General features: G+C 38.7%; 28 protein-coding genes. 9 read left to right on the top strand and 19 right to left on the bottom strand.

Annotated elements, in window-relative coordinates:
- Window positions 1-147 precede the first annotated feature (147 nt).
- Entirely contained in the window at window positions 148-366 is a 219-nt protein-coding gene (locus ABID56_RS01730) for a hypothetical protein (RefSeq protein WP_354218766.1), read from the top strand.
- Between the two features lie 100 nt (window positions 367-466).
- The gene (locus ABID56_RS01735) at window positions 467-1,204 is read left to right on the top strand and encodes a hypothetical protein (RefSeq protein ID WP_354218767.1); all 738 of its coding nucleotides are present in this window, start codon (window positions 467-469) and stop codon (window positions 1,202-1,204) included.
- On the opposite strand, the gene ABID56_RS01740 is transcribed toward ABID56_RS01735, so the two are convergent.
- Window positions 1,205-2,209 (bottom strand): LLM class flavin-dependent oxidoreductase, encoded by a 1,005-nt coding sequence (locus tag ABID56_RS01740; protein WP_354218768.1) that lies wholly within the window; start codon window positions 2,207-2,209, stop codon window positions 1,205-1,207. It lies immediately after the preceding gene.
- A 141-nt stretch (window positions 2,210-2,350) separates the two neighbouring features.
- Window positions 2,351-4,120 carry a methyl-accepting chemotaxis protein gene (locus ABID56_RS01745; RefSeq protein ID WP_354218769.1) on the bottom strand — a complete coding sequence of 590 codons (1,770 nt, stop codon included), beginning with the start codon at window positions 4,118-4,120 and terminating at the stop codon, window positions 2,351-2,353.
- Between the two features lie 271 nt (window positions 4,121-4,391).
- Between ABID56_RS01745 and ABID56_RS01750 the strand changes: the two genes are divergently transcribed.
- Window positions 4,392-4,742 (top strand): carboxymuconolactone decarboxylase family protein, encoded by a 351-nt coding sequence (locus ABID56_RS01750; protein WP_354218770.1) that lies wholly within the window; start codon window positions 4,392-4,394, stop codon window positions 4,740-4,742.
- A 43-nt stretch (window positions 4,743-4,785) separates the two neighbouring features.
- Here ABID56_RS01750 and ABID56_RS01755 read toward each other — a convergent pair whose 3' ends face one another.
- Window positions 4,786-4,989, bottom strand: a complete 204-nt coding sequence (locus tag ABID56_RS01755; RefSeq protein WP_354218771.1) for a CDGSH iron-sulfur domain-containing protein — start codon at window positions 4,987-4,989, stop codon at window positions 4,786-4,788.
- A 277-nt stretch (window positions 4,990-5,266) separates the two neighbouring features.
- Here ABID56_RS01755 and ABID56_RS01760 point away from each other — a divergent pair, with 277 nt between their 5' ends.
- Window positions 5,267-6,079 (top strand): glycerophosphodiester phosphodiesterase family protein, encoded by an 813-nt coding sequence (locus ABID56_RS01760; protein WP_354218773.1) that lies wholly within the window; start codon window positions 5,267-5,269, stop codon window positions 6,077-6,079.
- Window positions 6,080-6,095: 16 nt separating this feature from the next.
- Here ABID56_RS01760 and ABID56_RS01765 read toward each other — a convergent pair whose 3' ends face one another.
- Complete coding sequence (locus ABID56_RS01765; RefSeq protein ID WP_354218774.1) at window positions 6,096-8,135, bottom strand: penicillin-binding transpeptidase domain-containing protein; 2,040 nt, start codon at window positions 8,133-8,135, stop codon at window positions 6,096-6,098.
- A gap of 115 nt (window positions 8,136-8,250) precedes the next feature.
- On the opposite strand from ABID56_RS01765, the gene ABID56_RS01770 reads away from it, so the two are divergent.
- Together ABID56_RS01770 and msrA (ABID56_RS01775) are read left to right on the top strand one after the other, a co-directional pair.
- Window positions 8,251-8,397, top strand: coding sequence for a lmo0937 family membrane protein (locus ABID56_RS01770; protein WP_354218775.1), 147 nt, complete (start codon window positions 8,251-8,253; stop codon window positions 8,395-8,397).
- A gap of 102 nt (window positions 8,398-8,499) precedes the next feature.
- Entirely contained in the window at window positions 8,500-9,027 is a 528-nt protein-coding gene (gene msrA, locus ABID56_RS01775; protein ID WP_354218776.1) for a peptide-methionine (S)-S-oxide reductase MsrA, read from the top strand.
- 37 nt (window positions 9,028-9,064) lie between these two features.
- On the opposite strand, the gene ABID56_RS01780 is transcribed toward msrA (ABID56_RS01775), so the two are convergent.
- From ABID56_RS01780 to ABID56_RS01795, 4 genes are all read right to left on the bottom strand, one after another.
- Window positions 9,065-11,050 carry a S9 family peptidase gene (locus ABID56_RS01780; RefSeq protein WP_354218778.1) on the bottom strand — a complete coding sequence of 662 codons (1,986 nt, stop codon included), beginning with the start codon at window positions 11,048-11,050 and terminating at the stop codon, window positions 9,065-9,067.
- Between the two features lie 61 nt (window positions 11,051-11,111).
- Window positions 11,112-14,678: a dynamin family protein gene (locus ABID56_RS01785; RefSeq protein WP_354218780.1), complete on the bottom strand. Its 3,567-nt coding sequence runs from the start codon at window positions 14,676-14,678 to the stop codon at window positions 11,112-11,114.
- An 11-nt stretch (window positions 14,679-14,689) separates the two neighbouring features.
- A complete protein-coding gene (locus tag ABID56_RS01790; protein WP_354218781.1) occupies window positions 14,690-15,754 on the bottom strand; it encodes a GGDEF domain-containing protein in 1,065 nt (354 codons plus the stop codon).
- Between the two features lie 83 nt (window positions 15,755-15,837).
- Entirely contained in the window at window positions 15,838-16,074 is a 237-nt protein-coding gene (locus tag ABID56_RS01795; protein ID WP_306978084.1) for a ferredoxin family protein, read from the bottom strand.
- 162 nt (window positions 16,075-16,236) lie between these two features.
- Between ABID56_RS01795 and ABID56_RS01800 the strand changes: the two genes are divergently transcribed.
- A complete protein-coding gene (locus tag ABID56_RS01800; RefSeq protein ID WP_354218782.1) occupies window positions 16,237-17,142 on the top strand; it encodes a M14 family metallopeptidase in 906 nt (301 codons plus the stop codon).
- A gap of 35 nt (window positions 17,143-17,177) precedes the next feature.
- Here ABID56_RS01800 and ABID56_RS01805 read toward each other — a convergent pair whose 3' ends face one another.
- The 4 genes from ABID56_RS01805 to ung all read right to left on the bottom strand — a co-directional run bounded on the left by ABID56_RS01805 (window position 17,178) and on the right by ung (window position 19,489).
- Entirely contained in the window at window positions 17,178-17,381 is a 204-nt protein-coding gene (locus ABID56_RS01805; protein WP_354218784.1) for a DUF6501 family protein, read from the bottom strand.
- Between the two features lie 23 nt (window positions 17,382-17,404).
- A complete protein-coding gene (gene msrA, locus ABID56_RS01810) occupies window positions 17,405-18,364 on the bottom strand; it encodes a peptide-methionine (S)-S-oxide reductase MsrA (RefSeq protein ID WP_354218785.1) in 960 nt (319 codons plus the stop codon).
- 23 nt (window positions 18,365-18,387) lie between these two features.
- A complete protein-coding gene (locus ABID56_RS01815; RefSeq protein WP_354218786.1) occupies window positions 18,388-18,765 on the bottom strand; it encodes a hypothetical protein in 378 nt (125 codons plus the stop codon).
- Window positions 18,766-18,826: 61 nt separating this feature from the next.
- The gene (ung, locus tag ABID56_RS01820; protein WP_354218787.1) at window positions 18,827-19,489 is read right to left on the bottom strand and encodes a uracil-DNA glycosylase; all 663 of its coding nucleotides are present in this window, start codon (window positions 19,487-19,489) and stop codon (window positions 18,827-18,829) included.
- Between the two features lie 146 nt (window positions 19,490-19,635).
- Here ung and ABID56_RS01825 point away from each other — a divergent pair, with 146 nt between their 5' ends.
- Window positions 19,636-19,725, top strand: a complete 90-nt coding sequence (locus ABID56_RS01825) for a YjcZ family sporulation protein (protein ID WP_167260439.1) — start codon at window positions 19,636-19,638, stop codon at window positions 19,723-19,725.
- Between the two features lie 50 nt (window positions 19,726-19,775).
- Here ABID56_RS01825 and ABID56_RS01830 read toward each other — a convergent pair whose 3' ends face one another.
- From ABID56_RS01830 to ABID56_RS01855, 6 genes are all read right to left on the bottom strand, one after another.
- Window positions 19,776-19,997 (bottom strand): YozE family protein, encoded by a 222-nt coding sequence (locus ABID56_RS01830; RefSeq protein WP_354218789.1) that lies wholly within the window; start codon window positions 19,995-19,997, stop codon window positions 19,776-19,778.
- Between the two features lie 14 nt (window positions 19,998-20,011).
- Window positions 20,012-20,785, bottom strand: coding sequence for a twin-arginine translocase subunit TatC (gene tatC, locus ABID56_RS01835; RefSeq protein ID WP_354218791.1), 774 nt, complete (start codon window positions 20,783-20,785; stop codon window positions 20,012-20,014).
- An 81-nt stretch (window positions 20,786-20,866) separates the two neighbouring features.
- Window positions 20,867-21,082: a twin-arginine translocase TatA/TatE family subunit gene (gene tatA, locus ABID56_RS01840; RefSeq protein WP_354218792.1), complete on the bottom strand. Its 216-nt coding sequence runs from the start codon at window positions 21,080-21,082 to the stop codon at window positions 20,867-20,869.
- A gap of 20 nt (window positions 21,083-21,102) precedes the next feature.
- Window positions 21,103-21,285 (bottom strand): twin-arginine translocase TatA/TatE family subunit, encoded by a 183-nt coding sequence (tatA, locus tag ABID56_RS01845; RefSeq protein WP_354218793.1) that lies wholly within the window; start codon window positions 21,283-21,285, stop codon window positions 21,103-21,105.
- 97 nt (window positions 21,286-21,382) lie between these two features.
- Window positions 21,383-21,868 (bottom strand): dihydrofolate reductase, encoded by a 486-nt coding sequence (locus ABID56_RS01850; RefSeq protein WP_354218794.1) that lies wholly within the window; start codon window positions 21,866-21,868, stop codon window positions 21,383-21,385.
- Between the two features lie 11 nt (window positions 21,869-21,879).
- Complete coding sequence (locus ABID56_RS01855) at window positions 21,880-22,833, bottom strand: thymidylate synthase (RefSeq protein ID WP_354218796.1); 954 nt, start codon at window positions 22,831-22,833, stop codon at window positions 21,880-21,882.
- Window positions 22,834-22,933: 100 nt separating this feature from the next.
- Here ABID56_RS01855 and ABID56_RS01860 point away from each other — a divergent pair, with 100 nt between their 5' ends.
- Window positions 22,934-23,923, top strand: a complete 990-nt coding sequence (locus tag ABID56_RS01860; RefSeq protein WP_354218797.1) for a C40 family peptidase — start codon at window positions 22,934-22,936, stop codon at window positions 23,921-23,923.
- On the opposite strand, the gene ABID56_RS01865 is transcribed toward ABID56_RS01860, so the two are convergent.
- Entirely contained in the window at window positions 23,920-24,774 is an 855-nt protein-coding gene (locus ABID56_RS01865; protein WP_354218798.1) for a DUF72 domain-containing protein, read from the bottom strand. The genes ABID56_RS01860 and ABID56_RS01865 overlap by 4 nt on opposite strands.
- Between the last annotated feature and the right edge of the window lie 215 nt (window positions 24,775-24,989).

The raw sequence follows: 24,989 nt of genomic DNA on the forward strand, positions 1-24,989 counted from the left end.
TTCTATTCCTTTTACTAGACTCGATAACCTCTATATTTAGCTCATTTTCAATGAAACTAGTTATTAAAACAATTAAAACGACGAACTTTCCATAGTATAGAGTATCCTGATTAGGAAATTAGAGCAACACATAGGAAGTGACGTAATATGGGCCAAAATCAAAATGGGACACCTGTTTGTGATTTACTCGCAACATTAAATCCCGGGACACCCGTTAATGAAGTGTTTGTAAACGGTGAATCAGAACCTGCTGATTACTTCGCTTCTGTCGATTTGAATACCAACTTAGCCTATTTTGTTCAAGAAGATGACGATCTATTAATTGCTGATTGCCATAAGATCGACATGATTGAAATTGAAACGTAAACCACGATTTCAAAGGGGGCCTTTATGGCTCCCTTTTTTTATAACATCTTAGGTGTATGTGCATATGATAATGTAATATCATGAACGGGAGCTATAAATTATGCGTAACAACTTATTTCTCAATTCAAGATTTAAACCACCACAACAACATGCCTATATGGAAAAACAGGTGAATCAACCTCAGCAAGACGCATCTACTGATCAACAACTCAAGCGTTTATTATTATTAACACGATCGGTTTACCAACAACTGTTTCAAATGAATGAGCTAATGATTCAATCTGAACATCACCAGCACCAACTGGATCAGCAACTTAGCCACCACCATCACAAACTTCATCATTTGGAATCACAAATCATGTCACAATTCCAAAACCAAATCCATTACTCATTAAATCATCGTGGTCAGTTGAGACAATTAACGGATTTAACTGAGCAATTAGTCAATGATGAGCAGATGAAGACTAATCAGCTTAAAAGCATCATGCATGAACAAGACGTCATGCATTTATTTCAAAAACATCACCATGATCAACAAACAGCATTTCTCCAAAATATCGAAAACTTAACAGAGTCATCTCAAACGCAACATCAAGAAGTAGTGACACTTTTTAATAAGATCATCAATTCATCTCATGCATCATGCATACGTGTCATTCAATCGCTTAATCCAGGCACACACCTCTCGTCAGTAGTGATTAACGGCGTACGTTATGATGTGCGTTTATTCGTCAATTATGATAATGAAACTAGGTTAATCACGATGGTTGATGATGACCGTCAGTTGCTCATTGCTGATAGTCATGAGATTGACGCTATTCAGCTATCCGTGAGCTAATCAGATCTTGCCATCAACGACGTCTTTCAAGATTTGATAAGATTGTTTTTGCTTATCACGGTCATACATGTAGGTTATTGCCATCAATTCATCAATATCATATCGTTCTTGGAAATCTGTTAGTTGTTGTTTAATGGACTCAGGGCTACCGATAAGTGATTGTTTTGACATGTTTTGAATCATTTGCCACTCGGCATCTCTAAAATGTGAAAGCACATCGTTATTCGGTGGACTGAGCGGATTGCTCGTACCGCGGACAACGTTTAAAAAGAATTGATCTAACGTTGTCTTTTGGAACTGAGCTTCGTCATCCGTTTCAGCTGCAATAACATTTAAGCAAACCATCATATAGGGTTCATCTAAGTAAGCTGATGGCTGGAAGTTACGACGATAAAGGTCAATCGCTGCATCCATTTGATGGGGTGCAAAATGGGCGGCAAATGCATACGGCAATCCTAAATTAGCAGCGAGTCTAGCTGAATCTGTTGACGACCCTAAAATGTACAGAGGAATGTCTGTACCGACACCAGGATGAGCTTTGACATATCCCTGTTGACTATCTGGTCCGAAATATTGGAGTAAATCTTTTATATCTGATGGAAAATCATGCACTGCATCGTGATTAGAACGTCTGATAGCACTCGCTGTTAATTGATCTGTTCCCGGCGCGCGACCTAAACCTAAATCCAATCGATCTGGGTATAATGTTGCCATCGTTCCGAATTGTTCTGCGACAATCAGTGGCGAATGGTTCGGTAGCATGACCCCACCTGAACCGACGCGAATTGATGATGTATGTTCTAGTGTATGCTTGATTAAGAGTGACGTAGCAGAACTGACAAGGGTTGGTGTATTGTGATGCTCAGCAATCCAATACCGTTCATAGCCCATGTCTTCTGTCGCTTGTGCTAAATCAACGAGATCATCAATTGCTTGTTTTTTATCTCCGCCTTCTCTTACGGGAGCTAAATTCAGGACGGATAGAGGTATATTTAAATTTGCCATAAAAGATGTTCCTTTCTTACGTTAATGTCATATATCATCCTATCAAGTTCTTCAACACAATGAAATTAATTTGTTTTTGTGCGATAACAATTTCAATACAAAAAAAGATGCTGCCTATTCATAGACAGCACCGTTATCATATTATTTTACTTTAAATTGATTAGCTGCTTCTTGTAGTTCTTCAGCCATATGCGATAGTGCATCTGTAGCTGATGTCACTTCTTCTACACTTGCTGACTGTTCCTCCGCTGCACTAGCGACTTCTTCGGCTAGGCCAGATGCTTTTTCAGTTTGTTCGGAAACAGCTTCCATTGATTGAACGAGTTTACCACTGCGTTCATCAATTTGTTGAATCGAATCCGATACTTCTTTCATACGGTTGGACACTTCGGTGACGGCTTGTGCAATATCATCGAATGATTCGCCGGCTTTGTGTACGAGTTCCTTACCTTGGTCAACGTTTTCAACACCGTTTTCCATTGAATCGACAGCTTGTTTCGTTTGATTTTGAATTTCATTAATAATCGTTGAAATTTGACTCGTTGATTCAGTCGATTGTTCAGCTAGTTTACGAACTTCATCGGCCACAACGGCAAAACCTTTACCATGTTCTCCCGCACGCGCTGCTTCAATGGCAGCATTTAACGCGAGTAAGTTCGTTTGTTCAGAAATGTCATTAATGATATCAAGAATTTTTTCGACTTCTTTCGAGCGTTCATTTAAGTTTTGAATAATATCACGTGTTGATGATGTATTGCTACTAATTTGATCCATTTGTTGAACCGCTTGTTGGACTACTTGCTCACCGTCAGCCGCTTGTTTCGACGTTTCTGAGGAAGACTCGTTCACACGCTCAGCGCGCGATGAGATCTCTTCAATATCATTAGAAATTTCGTTTACATAACCCGTTGATTCTTGTACTTGATTGAACTGGTTTTCGTTTCCTTCTGATACTTGTTGGATCGAATGGGCAATCTGTTCTGCAGCCTTCGATGTTTCGTCGGCGTTTGCATTTAACTGCTGCGAAGATGCCGCCACTTGTTCAGATGACTCAATAACAGTACGGATTAAACCATTCATCTGGTCAATCATCTGGTTATATTGCTCAGCTAAACGACCGAATTCATCTTCATTTTTCACTTCAATTGGTTGTGTTAAATCACCGTCAGCTACATTTTTCAAACCGTCTTCGAGTTGATTCATTTGCTTACTCATGTAACGAACGAATAAATACACGACGATTCCACCGATAATCACCGCGATCGCTCCGATGATTAGCATTGCTTGAACCGTATCATTCCGCACGAGTGACGCTAATTTTGACATTTGGAAGTCAATCGCTGTTACAGCAATCACTTCACCATTTTCGTTTGTCACCGTTTTAGCTAATGTAATAATCGATTCGTTTGTCGCCGCATCGATATATGGTTCAGTCCAAATGACGTCACCTTGTTGTTCCATCGCTGATTGATACCAGCCGCGTTCAGTTGCATTATAACCTGTTAAATCTGAATCAGGTATGTTATTTAAATAAAGTGAGCCATCAGGTGTCCCCATATATAAGTTTAATATGTAGTCGTACCCCTGGCTACGTTCTTCAAAATATGATTGATAATAGTCCGTCATAGCAGGATCATTTGTTGAAGGCATATTGTCATATGTCGTACTCGCACTTGGAATATCCATCGATTCGAAATTCAATTCGTCCGATTCAGATATGTTTGTTAGCAATTGCTCGTACTCTTCAAATATTTCTGTAGCCTCACTTGTTTCTTGTTCGATCACGCTTTTTGGAATGATTGTATTTTCCAAAAACAACGTTTGGCTATAAGACACATACCCGATAATGACAAGCGGTATGATTAATAGCGCCAGCATAATAAACGTTAATTTAAACTTGATTGACTTCATGCGTTACATCCCCCTTATTCATGTCGATGAATATGCTATGAATTTTATCAATTTTTCGACACGTTTGTAAACCTAATTCAAAAGAATTATTTCCCGGGCAAGCGCAGAAATTATATAAATCAAACAATTTAAGACAAAATTATTATTATTTCTTGTTATTTACTTGTCGGTTCTCTTAATCATTCGACAATACCTGCACAGATGTCATAGGAAATAAAAGTGAATAATTATGGAGTTCATATGCATACTATTGTCGAAAGGTGTGTTGATATTGGAACAGAACAAATTTGAAGACATATTACTTAATGTCAAAGAAAAGACACATGCTCTCGAAACGAAATTACCTCATTTAACAAAGCATTACTACTCATTCACTGAATCAGCCTTTAAGCCCGATGAATTAGATGCCAAAACAAAGCAGTTAATGGCATTAAGTATTGCCGTTTACACACATGATCGTTATTGCATCGTCTATCATGCCAAAGGCGCAGTAGATCAAAAAGCGACAGAGCAAGAAGTATTAGAAGCGATAGGTGTTGCGGTTGGTTTAGGCGGGGGTGCTGCATGGAGTCAAGCTGTCACGTTCGCTCATGATGCTTACCTTCATTTTGTAAGCAAATAATGAAAGCCTTCGTGTTAACTATGAACACGAAGGCTTTTATGTATTACGCTCTCGAGACATCTTGGAAGTCTATTTCTTTATGTGACCCATCACAAAACGGTTTATTTTTTGACGCGCCACAACGACAAAGTGAAAATGCAGGCTTCGTCTGATATTCGTTACCCTCTGCATCTAACAACGTGACGTCTCCTTTTACGAGAATTGATCCATTATCTCGCACTTGAATAATCGGCTTTCCTTCACTCATATCATCCCTCCTTTATATCATATATTATCGTATCATGTTTTATTCAAAATCAAAAGCTATTAAGTTTACATAATATTATTATAGTAATCTATCGCATGCTTGTTTTACTTATGCTTTGTATAGTAAGATTTTAATCAAATACTGAAAGGGGGGCAGCCCCATTTTCACATCTAAAATTTTAAAACGAATGATACTCGTTTTACTGTCCTTGGGAGTGCTTTATAGTTTATTAAATGTCGTAACATTTCATTCTATTGAATCAAAAGCATTTTTTGACTTGGATCGCCCTATGGTCATCGCCCACCAAGGTGGTGAACATTTAAGACCATCGTCAACCATGGCAGCGTTTAAACATGCGGATGAACTCGGGGTTGACGCACTTGAAACGGATTTACATATGAGTCGAGATGGTTATTTGATTAATATTCATGACCCTACTGTTGATCGTACGACTAATGGGACAGGTAACGTATCGGATTTAACGTTAAGCGAATTGAAATCGCTTGATGCTGGTTATTATTTTGAAGGACCGAATGGTCAATTTCCATATCGTGGTGAAGGGCTTGAGTTGATCACACTGGAAGAATTGTTTCAATCGTTTCCTGACCAGCGTTTCGTGCTTGAAATAAAAGATTCTAATCCGTCACCGCTCATTGACGACATGATTGACCGATTAATCCAATTAATTGGAGACTATAACATGCAGCACCAAGTGTTAATTGGATCGTTTGACCACGATACGATCAAACAATTTCAACGAGCGGATCCATATGATGTGGCGACTTCGGGTGGTCGAGATAATATTCGGAACTTTGTTATCACACATAAATTTCACTTACGTAATTTATATAATCCAACGATCGATTCCATCCTCATCCCACCAAGTGAAAGCGGCTTTGATTTAACGACATCATCTATTATAAAAGGGTCTGATCGGTTAAACTTAAAATTATTTTATTGGACAATCAATGATCAAGATGAAATGCGCGAACTACTAATGTCAGGTGCAGATGGCATTATTACGGATCAACCTGATTTATTACTCGATGTTTTAAAGGAGTTAAAACAAAACGAAAGAGTGGCCCCGTAAGTTGCCACTCTTTCATTTACTCATAGGACTCAAAAAACTGTTTGCTTAGTTGAACAGCGAGCCCACTTCCACCGCGATCTTGCACACCTTCTATAAGTAAACTTAACACCATATCGCGTTTGCTTTGATCATAACTCACGAATAATCCGTTTTGCTTGCCGTTTTCTACTTCTTGATCTGCTTTTAATTCTACCGTCCCCGTTTTCCCTGCCATCGTTTTATTATCAATGTTAATATCAGAGGCTGATCCATTCACCACTACTTGTCGAAGTGCATCTTGAATCGTTTGATTTTGTTTATCTGTTACAATATCATTTTTCCAAACTGACTGTTCGTCATTTAATAATAACGTTGGCTCCATGTATTGGCCGTCATTCGCAACGCCTGCATAAATCGTCGCTAAATGTGTGTTGGTCATTAATAATTCACCTTGTCCGAACGCAGTATCAGCAAGCTGCCCTTCTGATGATATCGAACCGCTATTCGACACTTGTGATTCAGGCAATGGGTACGTAAACGGGAGCGATTCACCAAACCCTAATTGATTTAAACCAGTAACGAAAGCATCTCGGCCAATATCTAATCCTAATCGTGCAAAATAAATATTATCTGAATAGGTCATAGCTGTTTCATAGTCAACATTAGTAACATTTCCATTAACACGTGTGACGTAATAGTCACCCCAACTCGAATCTTGTTGCCATCTTAATCCTTCGATTGTCTCGACTTCCTCTGGGTTTAATTCTCCCTGTTGGAATCCGACCAAACTCGTTAATACTTTCATCGTCGAACCTGGTGCATATGTTGCAGCAAAGCGATTTAACGTTGGCTGGCCTTCACGCGTTACCAATTCATCGTATTGAGAGCTTGTCATCCCCATAACAAATCGATTAGGATCAAATGCTGGAAAACTTAATAAACTTAACACTTCACCGGTCTTCGGATCCATTATCGTCGCTGTTCCGGCTTCATTTTCAACGATCCCGTATAATGTTTCTTGAAGATTCATGTCGATCGTCGTTTCGATTGTTTGACCGTCTTGAGCTTTCTGTTCCACGACGCTTTGGGTTGATCCATTATGTTTTTCGATAACAATGGCAACGCCGTCTTTTGCACGCAATTGATCTTCAAACAACTGCTCAAGTCCGCGTTTACCAATGACATCTGATGAGTCATATCCTTTATCTTGATGTTCTTCTAGCTCACTCGCTGTAATCGGTCCTATATAACCCGTTAGATGAGCAGCAGCTTTACCATATGGATAAACGCGATCCATTTTCACTCGAGTCGTCACGCCTTCTAGTTGCGTAATAGTTGCCACTGTGTCTTGTTGGTCAATACTAATTTGCGTAATTGGCACGAAAAAGTTCGGCTCCACCCAACTTTGATTGAGTTTGTTTTGAATATAGCTTGATGAAACGCGTAAATTGGCACTTAATTGATCAAGTGTCGCTTCCTCAAATTGATTAGGTGTAATGCCTATTTCATATACTTCACCAATAGTCGCTAACGCGTTGCCGTTTCGATCAAGAATATCACCTCGTCTACCTGACGTACGTTCTATTGCCACCTTTTCACCTTGTTCTAAATTCGGCAAAATGAGGCTTGGTTTCCATTGAATCAACCATTTTTCTTGCTCTAACGGCTCTCCGTTTTTATTCGTTGTCACCTTTTCCATTATAACGTCAGTTTCGTATTCAATTGTTCCAGCTAATGTGTCGAATGAAATCTGGAGTGGCATGGTATAACGGTCCGTTTCATCAATCGACTCTTTCAAAGAAGCGATATTGTCATCCGAGTCGGTCATGTCTACTGATAACGATTTTACTTCTAAATCATTGTATAGGTTGCGATAACGATCAACATAATCCGCTTTAGCGAATGTTTCCTTCGTCGCTTCTGTTAAATCGGTTTGATACATTTGATCAAAGGCGTTTTCTTCCCATAGCGCAATATAGTCAGCCATTTCATCGTGCGGTAATACGATAGGTTCTTCATCATTAGAACAACCAGCTACTACGATCAACATGACTACGAACAACAATAATTTTTTCATCGTGTTCCTCCAATTATGTGTGTATCTCTTTCTATTTTAGCAAAAATTTGCGAAATTAGCTTATATTCGATTGAACTATTTGAAAATAGGGTAATAATAATAGTGAGGTGATAATATGTTATGGACGATAATATTAATCATTTTAGCGATTTGGTTAATTGGTCTAGTGCTAGAAGTAGCTGGTGGTCTTATTCATTTATTACTCGTCATTGCTGGCATTATTTTTGTCTATCAATTGATCACTGGTAAGCGAAGTTTGTAGCTGTCAATCGAATGATTGGCAGCTTTTTTACGTCAAACGTCCTCACTTCCATTCAAAACAGAATATTGTTAAAATGAACGAATGAATGAAGGAGTGATCAATATGTCAGAGCAATATGCAAAAGCGACATTTGCAGGTGGCTGTTTTTGGTGTATGGTAAAACCGTTTGATCAGTGGGACGGTGTCGATAGTGTTATTTCAGGTTACACAGGCGGCCATATTGACCATCCAACGTACGAACAAGTGAAATCAGGTGAAAGCGGACATTATGAGTCTGTTCAAATTACCTATGACCCGAGCAAAATTGATTATGAAACGATTCTAGATTTGTATTGGAAACAAATTGACCCGACAGATCCAGACGGACAATTCCATGATCGTGGTCCGCAATATCGTACAGCTATCTTTTATCATAATGAGACACAAAAAACATTAGCTAAAGCGAGCCGTGCAGACCTCGAGTCATCTGGCAAGTTTAATAAACCTATTGTGACCGAGATTAAACCAGCAGAACGGTTCTACCCAGCGGAAGACTATCATCAACAGTTCTATGAAAAAAATCCAGAGGAATACGCTGAAGACCGTGCTAAATCAGGACGAGACCAATTTATTCAACAGCACTGGGCATAAAAAATCGCCACCTAGCTAAGGGTGGCGATTTTTTATGTTATAGATAGTGGTTAAACCAATCGATAATGTGTTCTAGTCGTTCAATACGTAAGTTTGGTTTACCTGTGCGTGATAAGTTATGGTCTGACTCAGGAAAACGGACAAATTCCGTTTCTTTCCGTTGATACTTAAGGGCAATATACAATTGTTCTGCTTGTTCCATCGGGCAACGGAAATCATGTTCATTGTGAATGATTTTAAGTGGTGTTTCGATTTGATCAACGTACGCAATTGGCGAATGCTTCCACATTGTTTCAATATCATTAAATGATGCTTGAATCTGCCAATCAGTAAAGTAATACCCGATATCACTCACACCTCTGAAACTTGTCCAATTCGAAATACTTCGCTGCGTCACGGCAGCTTTAAACCGATTGGTATGACCGACGATCCAGTTCGTCATAAAACCGCCGTAACTACCACCTGTCACACCTAAACGATTGTCATCGATCCACGGATATTGTGACAGAACATAATCAACACCTGCCATAATATCTTTATAATCGCCGTTACCATAATCACCACGTACAGCATTGACAAACTCTTGGCCGTAACTATGGCTGCCTCTTGGATTAACGTATAACACTGCATAACCTTGGGCTGCGAAATACTGCATCTCATGGAAAAATGTATTGCCATACATCGCATGAGGTCCACCATGAATGTTAACGATCATTGGATATTGTTTCGTTGCATCAAAATGGACAGGTTTCATTAACCAACCATGAACCGTCCAGTCATCAAAGCTTTGATACTGAATGGGTTCAGGCTCGACTAAAATGGTCTTATCATGTAAGTCTTGATGAACGTTAGATTTTAATCTTAATGTGCCTTCTGTTAAAGATAATTCATATAACTCGCTTGGACTCGTTGGGTGACTAACCGTGACTAGTGCTGTTTGCTTGTCAGGATCAATATCGTAACCAACGATATGTAATCGTTCGTTAATAGCCGGGTAAATCGAGCCATCTATATGCCCGTAATACAATAAGACACTTCCTTGATGCGAAACTGGGAAATAGAATGATTCATTACTAGCCCATATTGCAGGTCTTAACACAGGTTGCTGTTGAGTGTCGGCTGCTACAAAGTCACCAACTGGCGCATCAAAATGTTCTGTTAAACAAGCTGTAACGCCCGATTGTAGATGGTAAGCATATAAATCTGCTTGTGTCGCATTTTCATAAATACGACCCATATGAGCAAATAATAAATGCTCGCCATTTGGTGATACAGTAAAACCAGATGGCGACCCTTCTTCTGTAAATAGAAGGTGCTCTGTTTTAGCTTTTAAGTTGTATAGATAGGCTTCTGAGTTAAAATTAAAGTCCTCGTCATCCGAATGATCCGTCGTATAGACGATTTGTGATTGATTTACCCACGTTTGAAAAACAAAGTTTTGCTCAGCTTGTTTCACCGTTTCAATGGCTTTCGTATTCAAATCAAGTAATTTAATCACTTGATACTTCCGTTTCAGAAGGCCAGCGCCATCGGCTTTATACTTCATACGATTAATCACAGTCGGTTTCGGCCATTCATCTTTAGTTTCTTTCTCATCTTTCTCATCATCTGACTCGTGCAAGTCTTCTGCTTTAATCGATGTTTGTAACATGATGGACTGGCCATCTGGTGAGAACTCTGCCCGTGAAACTCCTTCTTTTTCGTCGGTTAATCGTTTCGCTTCACCGCCATAACGCGACATCCAATACACTTGTTGTTTCTCGTTACGATCAGAAATAAATATAATCGAATCACCATTTGGTGACCAGCGCGGGTTATTAACCCGAGCGTCACCAAATGTCCATTGGTTCATGACATCATGTTCAACATCGTAATGAAATAAGTTGGATTCGTACTGATTGTTGTCTTTATTTAATTCCGTTTGAATAAATAATGCTTCCTTATAGTCAGGTGAGTATCTAGGATTCGTTAGTGATGCTAATTGGAATAGATCGTCTACTTTGATTGGTTGTTTCGTTGCCATAATTCGCCTCCATTTGTTTACTAAAGTTTATATTGTGCAATATAAGCTTGCAGATCTTCAGCTATAATTTTTGCTGTAATTTTTGTTGTAATTGTCGAATTTGCTCAGCTTGAACCTCATCATGATACAGTTTTCGTTTGGATTCAATCATCTGTTCAATACGTTCGACAAATTGTGTCGTTTCTTCACGAACAATATGATTTAATTGGTGACTATAATGCTTTTGAAATATCTCAACAAATTGAGCCTGGACGACTTTCAAATAGTCGCTAACATTGGATTCGATTTGATCAAATAAAGTTTGAACACCTTTTTGCACAAAAAATTGTTTCTGATCTTTATAATAGGTCGTCATTTGACTGACATCCAAGTGATCAAAGATGGTTTCAAACTCACCTGATGATGCATCAGGAAGAGCTTGTTCTCCAATATATAATGCGTCGAAGTTTGTTTCACGTAGAACCCATTGATTGAAATCGTTAACCATTGTTTCAAGAACATCTTGAAAATGACGGTCTAGAATTAGGTTGGTTGAGTTAAATTCGTTTTCTAGTCGTCGTTCAATTGATATGCCTAACTCTTTTAACGCCTGTTTTAATTGATGTTGGCCCCGTTTTCCTTTATCACTGATCGTTGCTGGATTAACCGCTTCTTTCATCATATCCATCAATTGAATCTGTACACGTTCTTGCAAATAGTGTAATAGCTCTGTGATTTGTTGATTCATTTGTTGATGGTAAATGGCAAGATCTAATGATGAGCGTTTGGTTTGTAAGTTTGCTAATTGGTCTTGATATTGCTTAATTAACGCATCTTGCTCTGATTGATGTTGCATTAATTCGTTCACCGTTTGATCAACAAACGAAGCCAGTTGATCTAAGTCATGTTGTAATGTATGAGCGACCATCATTTTAGCATCTGTTTCAATAAACGTATTAAATCGTTCAAAAAACGCTTTCGCCTGTTTGTCAGACTGCTTCTTCTCAGGTTGTTCATTTAACTGTTTACTAGACAACGCGAAAATTTGTGGCTTGTGAATACCGTTTTGTTGTAATTGTTGCTGTAAATATTGTTGCACATCGATCAGTTCATCGTGATCAGCTGCTAAGTCTGCTGCGTTTAAGACGAAAAACATTTTATCGAGTGAAAATGCCGATTTAACACGTCCAAGTTGCGATAAAAACTCTCGATCTGCTCGTGCAAACGCGTGATTATAGTAGTTCACGTAAACAATGACATCTGAATGGCGAACATAATGCATCGACACGTTCGTATGACGAGCATGAATGGAATCAGCACCAGGTGTATCGACTAACGTCACGCCTTGATTCGTTAAATCACACGCATAATAAATAACAATTTCCTCTACATAACACGACAATGTCTCATCGGTGACATATGGTTTGAATTGAATTAAATCAAGTGTGATCGATTCATTTAATAGGGCTTCACTATGTTGTCGTCCCTTCGCAAAAGCATCAAGAAATGACCAGTCTGTCTTAGAAAGTACACGTTCTAAATAATCTTGTTGTTTATTGATAAATGAATACATTTGATCTAGTGACTTAAATTGTTTATCCGTTGCAGGCTCAAGCAATTGCTTCACTTGGTGTATTAACGTATCCGAAGACTTAAAACGTACGACAACATTACCATGTTCATAGTCATGATTTGGTGGTGCAATCTTATTAATCGCAGCGGTCGTCGGATTTGGTGACACAGGTAATAAAGCGTCCCCGATCCAAGCATTAGCAAAAGATGATTTTCCAGCACTAAATGCACCAAATAGAGCCACCGTATACTCTTGGTGATCGAGTTGGGCTAATGTACCATTAATCTTCGCATATGTATCTTGTAATAATGGGATAGCCTCGATGTCATTTAGCACATCCAACGCTTGTGTGCGTACTGTTTCAATATCAATTTGCGTTTCGTCATCATCACTTACATCCACTATTGCATCGTCTGTTCCTTCTATTTCGTCTGAAATAATGGCATCAACAGGAATTAATTGTCGTTCTTGTTCAATTTTAAGTACCGCTTCATCTAACGCCTCTGATGGTTGATCCGATTGAAATGTCTGTCGTTTTAGTTGACCGATAAATTGTTTCTTTTCAATCGTTTCTCGGTTTGTTTGCTGAGCTTCTTCCCACTTTGCTTCAATGTCTTGCAGAGCTCTATTCAACGATTCGCGTTTTTCTTCAGATGCTTCAGAAATATTATCGAACAATTGTTTTAACAGCGGTGTTATATCTTGTTTAACATTTTGTGTGATTCGATGTTGCAACGTCTCGGTGTATTGCAAGATATACTCTTTCGTTACTTCTGCTGATGGATTAATCGCATCACGTACCATCTGTTCGTCAATTTCGTAGTCATATTGCTGAATAGCTTGCTTTAAATCAGGATGACTTAACGATTGTTGGTCGTAAATGTTAACTAAATGGCGACGAATATGCCAATTAATTTCCGTTGTTATACGTTTTTGTAAATTCTCTAAAAATATGTTTAATCGGCGTTGTTTTTCTTCAGCTGTTTTTTTCTTCGCAAACAACCCACCCACTTTAAACTTTGGCTGGACTGATTCAAGATATTCCCGTGCATTCTCTCGAATATCCGCTGTCATTAAATAAGCTTCATTTGTCATTTTGCCAATGGCTTGTTTATGGTCCGTTATAAACGATGACTCATCTAATGTCAGCATTTGAAGTTGATGCTTCAGGTTGTGATACTGGTCTTCATATGACTTTTCATCTTCAGAATTAATGTCACGATCTTCATCTGTAAATTGAAGATTCGCTAGTCGTTCGATTAGTCGTTCAGTTTCACCAACCATTCGTTTCGGAAGCCGTTTATAAACGTCCTCTGTTAATGCCATCATATAATCAGTTAATGATTGCAATTGGTTATAATCATGTTCATCGTCAACTAATGACGTGGTGAAAATCGTCTCTGGTTGGAGTTCCCAATTAGCACAACTATCGCGTAAGGCTTGTAAATAGTCATCCATCTGCATTTCCTCATCGTTATGCTTATCAACTTGGTTGACAACGATCATATACGGAACGCCTTTCGATTCTAATTCAGCTAAAAATTGAAAGTTAACTTCTGATTGGACATGGTTATAATCGACGACATAAACAAAATAATCAATTAAATGGACGCGCGATAATGTACGCTCGAATTCTGCGTCATCAGCTGAATCTATGCCAGGTGTATCCATTAGCGTTGTACCGTTTAAAAATGGTAAGTCCGTTTTTATCGTTAGTGATTGAACATCATCACCGTTTTTCGACAACCGTTGTACTTCACCCATTTGAATGGAATCACTCGTTGCATAGCGATTGTCACCTAAATGATAGGTCACATGGTCATCACCGTGCTTAATTTCGACGATATTAGCGCTAGTTGGAATAGGGCTAGAAGGTAAAATATCGCGATTTAAGATATGGTTAATCATCGACGATTTTCCGGCAGAGAAATGACCCGTAAAACCAATAACTGTGTCTTGTTGCTGCCATTTTTGATAGATGTCAACGATCATTTGTTTTTCGGTTTCGTATCCGTGTTGTGTCGCAACGTGAAATAATGCATCTAAGTTAAGTTTCGTTTCGGTACCAATAGCCATACGAAAACGCCTCATCTTCCTTTGTTAGTTTCTAGTTGGAACGATTCATCAAACACTGCACGATGACGTCCAGTTGCTTTCGCTTGTTGAACGCACCGGTCAACGCGACGTAATAATTCATTTCTATCATCACGTTCCATTAATGTTGCAACCCCATAACTGACAGTAACCTGCTCACCTTTAAGGGGTTCCAACATTTGCACATGTTCATGAATATAATTATTCCATTTTTCAATTTGTTGTTCGATATGTGATCTGTTTTGATTAAATAATATGATGATAAATTCATCACCATTGTAGCGAAAACTGTAACCATCTTGAGGTTCAATCCAAAAATCTAACGTTGAACCAATGATCGCTAAAACTCGGTCTCCCCATTCATAACCGTAACGGTCATTAAGTGATTGAAAGTGATCAATATTTAATTTAATCACTGTTAATGGTTTCCGTTGTTGGACGAACTTCATTAACGTGTTTTGGAATGTCCGATGATTATACAAGCCCGACACATAATCTTTCATTGCTTCTTCCTTATAATCAATATGATCAATCGAGCCAGCTTCTTTACGAATCGTCATCGAGCTCGCTAACATACCGATTAAGAAAATAAATATCATTTGCACCAAAAAGGATAGCGTCGAAAACGCATTGAGACCCTGACTATCAAAAACGACATAAGCATACGCTGCCATAGCAACTACCGTCATTGCCATAGACACTTTCACGGTCCAAATTAACGTTATATGTAGTAACCAAATAAACAAAAGCGGTGACAATAAATGAGGCTCACTTGCTGTTATCAACATAATCGTGAGATAGAACAATAAGTCTAAACTTAACCCGACTTGCATCATGATTCGTTTCGCTTTCGAATACGTCGGTAACCATTTCAAACTAACATGTGTTATGAAACTGTAAGCTGTAACGACACCAACGATCGACCAAAAAATAGTTCCGTTAACGATTAAACTAATTTCATCGAAAGTCATCATATAAATAATGATTAAACCGACAATAATTAACCAACGTGCAAACGCAAAAACGTGTTCAATGTGTTCGTCCTTTTTATTAAACATATGTGTCAAACTCCTGTATTCAATTTGTTAAATATGAAAAAAGAGGCTGGATACGTGATCCAGCCTCTTTTTCAATGTATCCGCTAACCTTGGAAAAATTTACGATTAATTTCGATGTATTCCCGTTCTTCTTGTGGAAGCTCATCTTCATGATAAATCGCTTCGACCGGGCAAACGGCTTCACATGCTCCGCAATCGATACAAATATCTGGATCTATATAGAACATGTCTTTACCTTCTTCAATACAATCAACTGGACATACATCCACACACTCTGCTGCCTTTTCATCTTTACATGGGGATGAAATTACGAATGCCAAGATAAATCCTCCTTTAAATAGTTGAATATAGTATCATCATATCATTATTTTTTTTAAATAACTATGATTATGTCGAAATTCTATTCCACATTATAATGAGTTTTCACGATTTGTGCAAATTTTCACCGTGTTTAGCATATAGTTCAGCAAGAGGTGAGTCTTATGAAAGCAAGAGAATCGATTCATGATCAAGCCTGGTATACACATGTTATATTACATGACGATTTACGAACGCTTCAAACTATAGTACCGCAAATACAACTCAATACGATTGGCTATTCAGTTTTAGGAAAGCCTATAACTGAAGTAGTACTTGGACGCGGTGAAACTATAATCCATATGAATGGTTCTATGCACGCTCACGAATCAATTACGACAAACGTATTAATGCGATTTATAGCAGATTATATAGATGCTCTAATAGCCAACAGCAAGCTTAATGGCATTCATATGGATCATGTGTATGATCACTATACATTTTCACTTGTCCCTCTCGTGAACCCAGATGGTGTCGACCTAATGAATGAAGGGGTACCGAAATCTCCAGATATTCGTGACGCTGTTTTAAATATAAACAATCAATCACACCAATTTGACGGATGGAAGGCGAATATTCGTGGCGTTGACCTTAACAATCAATTCCCGGCTAATTGGGCAATTGAACAACGTCGTAAACCGAAACAACCTGCGCCAAGAGATTTCCCTGGCTATACCCCATTAACCGAACCGGAAGCCATCGCCATGTACCATTTGGCTCGTCTAAAACCATTCGATCGTGTTCTTGCCTTTCATACACAAGGTGAAGTCATTTATTGGGGTTATGAAGGACTCGAACCAGAACGATCCCACCCGATGGTCCAACAATATGCTAAAGCAAGCGGTTATCAACCAGTACGATACGTTGATAGTCATGCCGGTTATAAAGATTGGTTTATTCAAGCATTTCAACGGCCTGGTTTTACAGTCGAATTAGGCCGAGGTGTTAACCCACTTCCGATTACAGACTTAGACACCATCTATCCGGATGCTCTAAACATTATTATAGCTAATGTGAAATTAGACAATTAAGGGGCAACCTTATTCGATTGCCCCTAACTGCCCATCTATTCTTCTTGAAAATAATCTTTGTAAAAACCAGCCATTTTATCGGTATCATCAATTACAAAATAAAATTCTTCTGATTCATTTTTGACATCATATACTTTACCTTCAGTTAGCACATTCTCAACGGTAAATTTAGCTGCGTTTGTATGCACACATTTAATTTGTTTAATGGGTTGATTATCGTTCCATGTTTTATGAATCATATTCAATCGCTCCTCACTATCATTTAGCTGTTTTCAAATAATACTTTATATTTGCCATACCCTTGTTCGTCTAACTGATCTTTCGGGATAAATTTTAAGGCAGCCGAATTAATACAGTAACGCATGCCCCCAGCTTCCTGTGGGCCATCATCAAAGACATGCCCTAGATGGCTGTCGGCATATTGACTACGCACTTCCACGCGTCGCATACCAAGTGACGTATCGAGTTCTTCTTCTAGCGGCGCGATCGGTTTTGTGAAGCTTGGCCAACCGCAACCAGCGTCATATTTATCTAACGACGAAAACAGTGGCTCACCACTTACAACATCGACATAAATTCCCGCTTCCTCATGGTCCCAATATTCATTTTGAAACGGTGGTTCTGTCACGTCTTCTTGTGTTACCTTATACTGCATGTCAGTTAACTGTTCGCGTAAATTAGCGAAGGTGTTTTCATTTGCCCAGTGTTCTTTAATAAAACCTTGTCGCCCTGACCCTTTCTTATACATTTTATAATGAAAAGGATGCTTTTTGTAGTAGTCTTGGTGATTTTCTTCTGCTAGGTAAAATGGTTTTGCTTCACGAATTTCAACAACAATGGGTTTGTTGAACTTACCGCTCGCTTCAAGTGTTTCTTTTGATTGTTCAGCCAATTGTTTCTGTTCGTCATCGTGATAAAAAATGGCAGGCTTGTACGATTCACCACGATCATTAAATTGACCACCTGCATCAGTTGGATCAATTTGCTGCCAATACAAATCAAGTAGCGCTTTATAAGAAAATACGGCAGGATCATACGTAATTTGAACAGCTTCTAAATGACCTGTTGTTTCAGAACAAACTTCTTCGTAAGTTGGATTCTCCGTATGACCACCTGTATATCCTGATACAATTGATTCGATCCCTGGCCTACGATCAAATGGTTCAACCATACACCAAAAGCAGCCCCCTGCAAACGTTGCTTTCTTTAGTTGTTTTGTCATTGTCATCCCCCTTTTTAAAATGGTTAAATATATAATTTTGGATGCGGTAAACCGTCAAAGGATTCATCTCGTTGTTTTTGATTTTTAATCGGTGTTCGTGAGCTTTTGTTTAAATGATTCTTATCATCTGTCTGCTCATTATATTCTACCTTATCTTCTTCTAACATTAATTTTATCATATCGACCATGAATGGTGCATGCTTTAATAACGGCCGGTATTGTTTCCAAAGTGGTAATAGTTGTTCGATTAGGGCCAACCCTTTTTGAATCATATGAATCGTATCATGAATCGTCATCGTCTGTTTTGGGTAATAAGGACTGGTTGGTTTATAACTGGATTGTCGTCCGATATAGTCCCAAATTGATTTCCGCTTTGTTAGATAACGTTCAATTGGTAACATCCCGCTTCACTCCTTATATCAACTACTATAATGTACGGGATAATGCCTTTGTTTGTATAGGCTATTGTGACAAACACCAATTAATAGGTGTTTGTCGGTGTTCATTAAGGGCTAGATTCACTTGGCTAAACACTCGGCTACCAATGAACCCTCGGTACGCCGACAACGGACTAGGGTGTGGTGTATGAATAACCGTATGCCGAGAGTGAATCAATGCTGCTTTTTGGTAAGCTTGTTTTCCTAACAGCATAAAGACAACATGATCGTGCTTATCACTAATGATTCGTATCACTTGATCGGTAAAAGCTTGCCACCCAATAGAGCGATGACTGTTAGCCTCATTATGTCGGACTGTTAAAGACGTATTTAATAACATGACACCTTGCTTTGCCCACTCCGTTAAGTCACCGTGAGGGAGTGAGCAGCCTACGTCTTCACTTAACTCCTTGCTCATATTTCTTAGTGAAGGTGGTAACGCTACCCCGCGCGTAACAGAAAAGCTAAGACCATTCGCTTGTTGTGGTTGATGATATGGGTCTTGACCTAATAATACCACTTTAACATGATTAAATGGCGTTAATTCAAATGCTTTAAAAACGTCTTCCTTAGGCGGATAAACGACTGATTGTTCATATTGTTCATTGACATACTGCATGATGTCTTTAAAGTATGGTTTCTCAATTTCATGAGCTAAATAGTTTTCCCAATCATCGGGTAATATCATTTACGACATCCTTTCTATTTCCCGGGTAAGCGCAAAAAACGACCTATTACGGCATATATCACTTATTGTCATACGTGCGACTGCCCATACACTCTTATCCCCCTATGCATACATTAACAATGAATACGCTTAAGGAGGCATGGCATATGGGTAAAGGATATGACAATAACGGGTTTACGCTCATTGTGGTTCTTTTCATTTTACTAATCATTGTCGGTAGCGCATACGTTTGTTAATGAGATCACTTATAATGAAAGGCTTCACCGACTAACGGTGAAGCCTTTCGTTATGATCCATGTTCTTCATATTCTTGCCATAATCGATCAAATACTTGAACGGCACCTGGAAATGGACTATTCATTTCAAAGTGTTGACTGATTTCGTCATAATCGACCGATTGTTTAGGGAAATCGTGATCATGAAACATCGCTTCAGCAAGCTGTCGCCGTTCATCGTCTTTTTGTTGTATGCCTCGATAGGGCATAGCAAAATGATAAAATGATCGCATGTCCTCACCTGCTTTTAATCGTCTTCTTCTATTGATTTTTGTAGGGCGACTAATTTTTTCATACGTCGCTTATACACGAATCCTGACATAATGATTGCTAATTCATATAGTACAATTAATGGTGCTGCTACAATTAATTGCAATATAAAATCAGGTGGTGATAACATCGTGCCAAGTATCACTAAAATCAAATAAGCGTATTTACGCGTTTTTTTCATAAATTGTGGTGAAATAACACCTAAACTCGTTAAGAACATTGCTACTAATGGTACTTCGAAGAAAAATGCAAACGGAACTGTAATTTGCATAATGAAGCGGAAATACTTATTGACCGTAAACATTTCATTAACGATACCATCACTAAGCCCGAGCAGGAAATTCAATACTAAATCTTTTATAATAAAATAACCAAAACCGAGACCAAGGGCAAACAATATGAATATCGATGGTACATACAATAAACTCACTCGTGCTTCATGCTTCGTTAACCCTGGTTTAATAAAGAGCCAAAGCTGAAAGGCTAAAAATGGAATCGTGACTAATAAGCCGACGATTGTGCCAATAATAACATACACCCAAATAATATCGAATGGGCTTAATACAGACAGCTGAAACGGCACATCATTTGCGACATATAAATACACTTCTTGCCGAAAATAAAATCCGACACCAAATGATAACGCAAAGACGATAAAACTCCAGAAGAAACGCCGTCTTAATTCACCTAAATGGCCTGTCCAATCCATTTCTTGCTGATTTGATTGTTCCTCTTTTGCCAACTGTTTCACCTCTTACATACACCCGTATCGATACTCTAATACGCCATAAAAGAAGATGTAAGGAAGTCCTTACACCTTAAATTGAATCGTTTATTGATTGTTGGAATCAGAATTGTGTTGCTTTGAATTCGACGTATTAGATGATTGTTGATCATCAGACATTAAATCATTTGTCGCCTTTTTGAATTCTTTTAATGATGATCCAAATGCTTTACCGATCTCCGGTAATTTCGATGGGCCAAAAACAAGCAATAATACTAATACAATTAAGATTAATCCCGGTAACCCAATACTACCGATGCCCATAATATCACTCCATTTTATAATTATTGACGATCAATTCGTCGATCCGAGTCGTTTTGATCATCTTGTGTTAGTTCACGTGTTGATTGTTTAAACTCTTTTAATGATTGACCAAGCGATTGACCTAATTCAGGTAATTTCTTTGGTCCAAATATTATGAGAAGGATGATTAAGATTAAAATCAATCCTGGAACACCAATCGTCATAAACACACCTACCTATCTCATGCTTTCATTGATTACATTGTCGCTTATTTCGTCCAATATTGCAAACATAATCATGCCAATGTTACAAAATGTTCACTTATTGACGCTTATAAACGTTAAACGTGTGTGGGTGACGGTTTTTGTCGTCAACGTTGCCTTTTTCCTGCTTGATCAACGACCACTTTGACCAATCAATTGACGGGAAAAACGTATCCCCTTCAAAATCGCCATCAATCAAGGTTATATACAAATAATCTACGAACGTTAAGGCATGTTCAAATAGTGTTGCCCCGCCAATGATAAACACATCCTCATCAGACGATGTGACATCTGTTAATGCATCCCAATCATGAATAACCGTACAACCTTCTTGTTCATAACCGTGTTGGCGCGTCAAAATAATATTATGTCTATTCGGAAGCGGTTTACCGATTGAATCGAACGTTTTACGACCCATGACGATCGCAGCATTCGATGTCACGGATTTAAAGTATTTTAAATCATTAGGCAAGTGCCATGGCATCGCTTGGTTATAACCAATCACATGGTTGTGATCCATAGCAACAATTAGTGAATATGTCATCGTCTCCCTCCTTATACGGCAACAGGTGCTTTGATACTTGGATGTGGATCATACCCAGTAAGTGACAAGTCATGAATATCAAAATCAAAAATTGATGTTTTGTCTTTATTTAGTTGAAGCTTAGGGGGATCGACCAAATGACGTTCAAGTTGCGTATTAACTTGTTCAAAATGATTGTGATAAATGTGAGCGTCCCCTAACGTATGAATGAATTCTCCTACATCTAAGCCACATTCATGCGCAATTAAATGGGTTAATAGCGCATAACTTGCAATGTTAAACGGAATACCTAAAAAGATATCGCCACTCCGTTGATACAACTGACACGATAATTTACCATCTTCAACATAAAACTGAAACAGTGTATGACAAGGCGGTAATGCCATCGTCGGAATGTCTTCTGGATTCCATGCCGAAACAATCAATCGTCTCGAATTAGGGTTTGTTTTAATATCATGAATGACTTGTTTAAGCTGATCAATCGTCTCACCTTGTGTACTTTGCCAATGACGCCATTGTTTACCGTACACGTCACCTAAGTGACCGAATTTCTCCGCAAATGTATCATCTTCTAATATGTATTGTTTAAATAAAGCCATTTGTTCTTGATAAACAGCGTTGAAATTGGCATCTTGTTGCGCTCTAATGCCAAAGTTGTCCATATTAGGCCCGTTATACTCATCACTTTCAACCCAATTTTTAAACGCCCATTCATTCCAAATATTGTTGTTGTGTTGTAATAAATAACGAATATTCGTATCTCCTTTTATAAACCACAACAATTCGCTAGCAATCAATTTAAACGGTACCCGTTTGGTCGTTAATAACGGAAAACCTTGTTGCAAATCAAATCGCATTTGATAGCCAAAAATCGACCTAGTGCCAACTCCAGTACGATCATGACGGTCATGACCGTCGTTTAATACGTGCTGACATAAATCTAAATACGCTTGTTCATTCATCATTTATCTCATCCTTTCCACGTGGTTTGTTACACGATTGTAATGTATAGAGGACCTTTTTTTTCATATAGTCATAATAGAGCATGTGAAAGGTGTGATTGACATGGTGCAAACAACACCAACTAAAAAAATGTTAGTCAGTGCGATTGCCGGAAATTTAGCGATTAGCTCACCAATTGCGTTTTATACACCTATCGATTATGAAGCTTCTGCTGCAGTTCAATCTACACCATTAGTCTACGGCGACCATGGTGAATCGGTCTTAATGCTGCACAGAAAACTTAAGCGCGTTCAATATTATCCAAAGGAGCCTACACCTCATTACAATGCATTAACAGAACATGCCATCAAACGATTCCAGCAAGATTATCAATTGGTCGAAAATGGTGAATTAGATCAAGAAACCGCTGAAATGTTGGAACACATTGTTTACGACCATTATATCACAACGATAAATCATATCGGAGAGAAGATAAAGTATGGTGAACAGTCCGATAATGTCGGTCAAGTGCAAGCGTCGTTAAAAGCAATCGGCTTATTTGACTATGAAGTTGATCGTATTGCAGGGCCAAAAACAAAGCAAGCATTAAAACGGTATCAACAATTGCATAAGGAAACGTTAGATTTATCGGCATTGTCTCCCCCTGAACGATCTACATCACCAACTCAAAATGTCCAACTCGTGTCGAAACAGGAAGTCAAAAGCCAATCATCCTCTAAAGCATCAACGTCCACTCAAAACGGTTCTGTTATCGGCGTAGCTCGTTCGTTGATAGGGACACCGTATCGCTGGGGTGGTACTTCCAGAAACGGTTTTGATTGTAGCGGTTTTTTACAATATGTCTATCAACAAAATGGCCAACATTTGCCGCGTACAGTCAATGATATGTGGAACGTGACATCTCCAGTTAACAACCCAAGCGTCGGAGATCTCGTCTTTTTTGAAACGTATCAACCAGGACCATCACATGCAGGTGTCTATATAGGCAATGGTCAGTTTATTCATGCTGGTACATCAACGGGTGTAACGATCAGTTCATTATCAGATTCGTATTGGCAACAACGTTATTTAGGAGCAAGAGTGGTCCATTAATCTGAAAATAAATCCATCTGTTTCGGGTTTAATCCGTCATAATCGATACTAAGTAGTCGTTGGAATCGTTTGGCATTGTCATACGCATGGCCACCTGAATTATTATTAAATAGGATCGTTATTTGTTGGGCTTCGTTTTGTAACTGTTGAATGACCGACGTCCATTCCATTAGTTCTTCATCAGAATAATTGTATAAAAATCGGACGTCTCGCCAATTGTCTTGTCCACTTGCGTTCCAGCCGTACTTGTTCCGCCCGTGAAATCGAACTAATGACTGGTTCGAATTGGTTACTTCTGGAACAAGTGGAACGGATGACTGACCAATTTGCGGCTCATCACAAATGGTATGTATCCAGTTATGATTGTTCAAAAACGTTAATGTATCTTGTTTAACTTGTTGGTCATACCACGTACGATTGCGAAATTCAATGGCTAACGGGTAGTCACTAAATTGTTCTCGAATAAAGGTGAGACGTCTAACATGATCACGGTTCAGATCAAACCACGGCGGGAATTGGAATAACAAACAATTGAGTTTGTTCGCTTGCATTAACGGTTCAATTTGTTCCTGATAAGCTTGAAACATCGTTTTTATCTCTTGTCGTGTGCGAAATTGACGATCATGGCCAGTAAATGCTTGGTAGGCTTTCACCACGAATGAAAATGATTCGGGCGTTTGATCGGCCCATGATTGCATACGAGATGGGCTCATAATACTGTAAAATGCACTATCTAACTCGACAACGGGAAAATGAGCGGCATATGCCGCTAATTGATGGCGTGACCCCGCTTCATGTTGATGAATATCATCGTGATCTCCCCAACCCGTTAGACCAATTAAAATACTCATTGGAAACCATCCTTTCATCTGAATCGGAGTTACGTCTTGACGAACACCTTAAAATCGATTATACTAAAAGTGCAATTGAGACGTGAAGAATCATAAACAAATCGGGTAACTTCTATAGAAGTGAAAGATGCAGTTGTGATCCTTCATTTCTATAGGAGTTACCCTTTTTTAGCTTCATGGATCTCTATTGTGAATAATCCATCGCGCATTTAGAT

It is taken from the genome of Alkalibacillus flavidus, from assembly GCF_040545925.1.
GTDB classification, from domain to species: Bacteria; Bacillota; Bacilli; order Bacillales; family Alkalibacillaceae; genus Alkalibacillus; species Alkalibacillus flavidus.

Bases quoted from the DNA above. Each gene is read 5' to 3' on its own strand.
- ABID56_RS01730 (WP_354218766.1), top strand. From the start codon at position 148: ATGGGCCAAAATCAAAATGGGACACCTGTTTGTGATTTACTCGCAACA.
- ABID56_RS01735 (WP_354218767.1), top strand. From the start codon at position 467: ATGCGTAACAACTTATTTCTCAATTCAAGATTTAAACCACCACAACAA.
- ABID56_RS01740 (WP_354218768.1), bottom strand. From the start codon at position 2,209: ATGGCAAATTTAAATATACCTCTATCCGTCCTGAATTTAGCTCCCGTA.
- ABID56_RS01745 (WP_354218769.1), bottom strand. From the start codon at position 4,120: ATGAAGTCAATCAAGTTTAAATTAACGTTTATTATGCTGGCGCTATTA.
- ABID56_RS01755 (WP_354218771.1), bottom strand. From the start codon at position 4,989: ATGAGTGAAGGAAAGCCGATTATTCAAGTGCGAGATAATGGATCAATT.
- ABID56_RS01765 (WP_354218774.1), bottom strand. From the start codon at position 8,135: ATGAAAAAATTATTGTTGTTCGTAGTCATGTTGATCGTAGTAGCTGGT.
- ABID56_RS01770 (WP_354218775.1), top strand. From the start codon at position 8,251: ATGTTATGGACGATAATATTAATCATTTTAGCGATTTGGTTAATTGGT.
- msrA (WP_354218776.1), top strand. From the start codon at position 8,500: ATGTCAGAGCAATATGCAAAAGCGACATTTGCAGGTGGCTGTTTTTGG.
- ABID56_RS01780 (WP_354218778.1), bottom strand. From the start codon at position 11,050: ATGGCAACGAAACAACCAATCAAAGTAGACGATCTATTCCAATTAGCA.
- ABID56_RS01785 (WP_354218780.1), bottom strand. From the start codon at position 14,678: ATGGCTATTGGTACCGAAACGAAACTTAACTTAGATGCATTATTTCAC.
- ABID56_RS01790 (WP_354218781.1), bottom strand. From the start codon at position 15,754: ATGTTTAATAAAAAGGACGAACACATTGAACACGTTTTTGCGTTTGCA.
- ABID56_RS01800 (WP_354218782.1), top strand. From the start codon at position 16,237: ATGAAAGCAAGAGAATCGATTCATGATCAAGCCTGGTATACACATGTT.
- ABID56_RS01805 (WP_354218784.1), bottom strand. From the start codon at position 17,381: ATGATTCATAAAACATGGAACGATAATCAACCCATTAAACAAATTAAA.
- msrA (WP_354218785.1), bottom strand. From the start codon at position 18,364: ATGACAAAACAACTAAAGAAAGCAACGTTTGCAGGGGGCTGCTTTTGG.
- ABID56_RS01815 (WP_354218786.1), bottom strand. From the start codon at position 18,765: ATGTTACCAATTGAACGTTATCTAACAAAGCGGAAATCAATTTGGGAC.
- ung (WP_354218787.1), bottom strand. From the start codon at position 19,489: ATGATATTACCCGATGATTGGGAAAACTATTTAGCTCATGAAATTGAG.
- ABID56_RS01825 (WP_167260439.1), top strand. From the start codon at position 19,636: ATGGGTAAAGGATATGACAATAACGGGTTTACGCTCATTGTGGTTCTT.
- ABID56_RS01830 (WP_354218789.1), bottom strand. From the start codon at position 19,997: ATGCGATCATTTTATCATTTTGCTATGCCCTATCGAGGCATACAACAA.
- tatA (WP_354218792.1), bottom strand. From the start codon at position 21,082: ATGGGCATCGGTAGTATTGGGTTACCGGGATTAATCTTAATTGTATTA.
- tatA (WP_354218793.1), bottom strand. From the start codon at position 21,285: ATGACGATTGGTGTTCCAGGATTGATTTTAATCTTAATCATCCTTCTC.
- ABID56_RS01850 (WP_354218794.1), bottom strand. From the start codon at position 21,868: ATGACATATTCACTAATTGTTGCTATGGATCACAACCATGTGATTGGT.
- ABID56_RS01855 (WP_354218796.1), bottom strand. From the start codon at position 22,833: ATGATGAATGAACAAGCGTATTTAGATTTATGTCAGCACGTATTAAAC.
- ABID56_RS01860 (WP_354218797.1), top strand. From the start codon at position 22,934: ATGGTGCAAACAACACCAACTAAAAAAATGTTAGTCAGTGCGATTGCC.
- ABID56_RS01865 (WP_354218798.1), bottom strand. From the start codon at position 24,774: ATGAGTATTTTAATTGGTCTAACGGGTTGGGGAGATCACGATGATATT.